At 38.7% G+C, this 2,168-nt stretch carries 2 protein-coding genes and 1 pseudogene; all 3 read right to left on the bottom strand.

What is annotated here, in order from left to right:
• Nucleotides 1-296 (bottom strand): annotated as a pseudogene (locus DWZ67_RS20315) (hypothetical protein); the annotation flags it as partial.
• A gap of 62 nt (nt 297-358) precedes the next feature.
• The gene (locus DWZ67_RS19265) at nt 359-889 is read right to left on the bottom strand and encodes a hypothetical protein (RefSeq protein WP_118931273.1); all 531 of its coding nucleotides are present in this window, start codon (nt 887-889) and stop codon (nt 359-361) included.
• Nucleotides 855-2,168 (bottom strand): RHS repeat domain-containing protein (locus DWZ67_RS19260; RefSeq protein WP_220392993.1); only part of this gene is annotated, 1,314 nt, incomplete at its 5' end. The genes DWZ67_RS19260 and DWZ67_RS19265, both read right to left, overlap by 35 nt.

The raw sequence follows: 2,168 nt of genomic DNA, 5'->3' as shown, positions 1-2,168 counted from the left end.
TACTTCGCTGTACCCACACCCGTGTTGTAGTACACGTTCTGTGTGAAGCATGTACCGCTGATGCCCGTCAGCCAGCTACGCAGGTTGTAGGCATATGTCAGTTTGTTGATGCTCGTTCCGTGATACTGCTTGGTCAGCAAACGACCGAAGTTGTCATAAGTGGCTTTTCCACTGCCTCCCAATGTATGCTCCACCTTGCTCACCCTGTCAGCATAGTCGTAGCTGTAAGTGTATACTTCCTCTCTTGTAGTCTTTCCGGAAGCGGGAAGTAAATAAAAAACTATCCTAACATGCAAGATATAGTAATATCTGATGTTAGGATAGCAATTAAATAGATTATTTCAAGAATATAAAATACTTATTTATTTAAGATATACAAAACTCCAGTTTCGCAATCTGTATTAAGATAAACTCCATGATGAAATAACAAATAAATCAAATATTTTTCTTCTGGATATGACAAACCAACAGAAAGTACACCTTTCTCATTAAAAAGCAAAGAAATAAGATTTTCTACTTTTCCTTTATAAATTGAATCTATGTATGGCTGTGGAGTTACCATACAGTCCATTTCCTTTAGTGAACAAAATGTAATGCTGTCTATACCCAATGTCTGTTCTAATAAAATTGGAAAAAGTTCATATCGATATTTCTTATTAGCTACCCCATCATTCAGAAATAGGTACATATCTCCTTCTCTTGGAACTATCGAATATACACTATCTTTGTATTCTATATTCATTGCAACAAAAGGGCTTTGCCAAGTAGAATCAACAAACATATCTTCATACCTCTCACTTGTTTTATGTACACACATTACAAATAAGAGATTAATACCCAACATAAGGATAATCTTATTCCAACAGTTTTTGGGGTATTTTCCTTCCACGATATTCCGTTCTTTTTGCATCTCCTGTTCTTTTTCTAATTTTATTCTCAGTATTAATAGCACGAATTTCTCTCATGGGTATTCCATTTCCTATATTTTCATAAGACATAATACCTTTATCTACATCCGACGAATGCTGTAACTCATGGATTAAACCAATTCTTGGTGTCCGATGATTTCCATTAATATCCGTTTTAACATCAGGGTCATAATTTATAATGCTTCCTTGCGGAATGTCTTTTTTAGCTTTTTCTCTATCAAATCCTGAAGAATTAGACTCTCCTCGTTTAGTCCTTGTTATTGAATGAACATTCTTACTTTTCTCCAGTTCAATAATCATCTCACCAATTTCCTTATCATCCTTCTTAAGTTGCTGCAAATCTGCTTTCACGTCCTTTTGATACTTGGTATCAAATCCAAAGAACATTTTCACATTATCTATCAAACCATTCGGGTTCGGATTTACAACAATTGTATCTCCATTCACATCTATGTTATTCACCGGATTATTCGCCCCATACTGATACGGTGACATCGAATAATACTTCTCTGCAAACCTGTCATTCGTCGTAAACCGTCCCAACGCAGCATCATAATGTCTCGCCCCATAATCATACCAATTCAAACCCTTCTTCGTGTCAAACTCCTTACCGTTATACTTGTAAGGCTGGGTATTGCCTGTAGTGCCAAACACACCACCGAAAGGGTAGTAATGGTTAGTTTCCTCCACAGTGCCAGACTGGTTGATCACTACACGGTTGTTACCCTGATGATCTTTCAAGTAGTAATGATACTGCTGGGTACCGGTCAGGTTGATGTAACCCTCTTCGGTGAGTAACAACTTCTGAGTACCGTTTTCATAGATCACATTACCGCAGTAGTCAGTCGTTGTGGTTGTACTACCTATCTTATGGACTGTTCTCAGTTTCGTGCCGTCAGCACCATAAGTATAGGTGATTGTGCTACCATCACTGAACGATACCGTACTGGGCAAATTTAATACATTATATTGAATATCGGTAATTCCCTTATTCAAATCTTTCGTTAAATTACCATTGGCATCGTAGGCATACTCCCCTGCGGCGCTTGCACCGTTTACAAAGGCAGTGTTTGTACCGTATGCAGCGGTACTCACGGCATCGTCCACACGGCTCAACTGATTACCGGTCAATGTGTAAGTCAGGTTGTCTATCAGGCCGTAGGCACTGGCACCAGTCTGGCCATAGCGTTGCAAACTCTTGATGTTACCGTTCTTGTCATAACCCGTAACGTTCTCCGA

Source organism: Bacteroides sp. AF34-31BH (assembly GCF_003602795.1).
GTDB lineage: Bacteria > Bacteroidota > Bacteroidia > Bacteroidales > Bacteroidaceae > Bacteroides > Bacteroides uniformis.
This window is presented reverse-complemented; position numbering and strand designations above follow the sequence as displayed.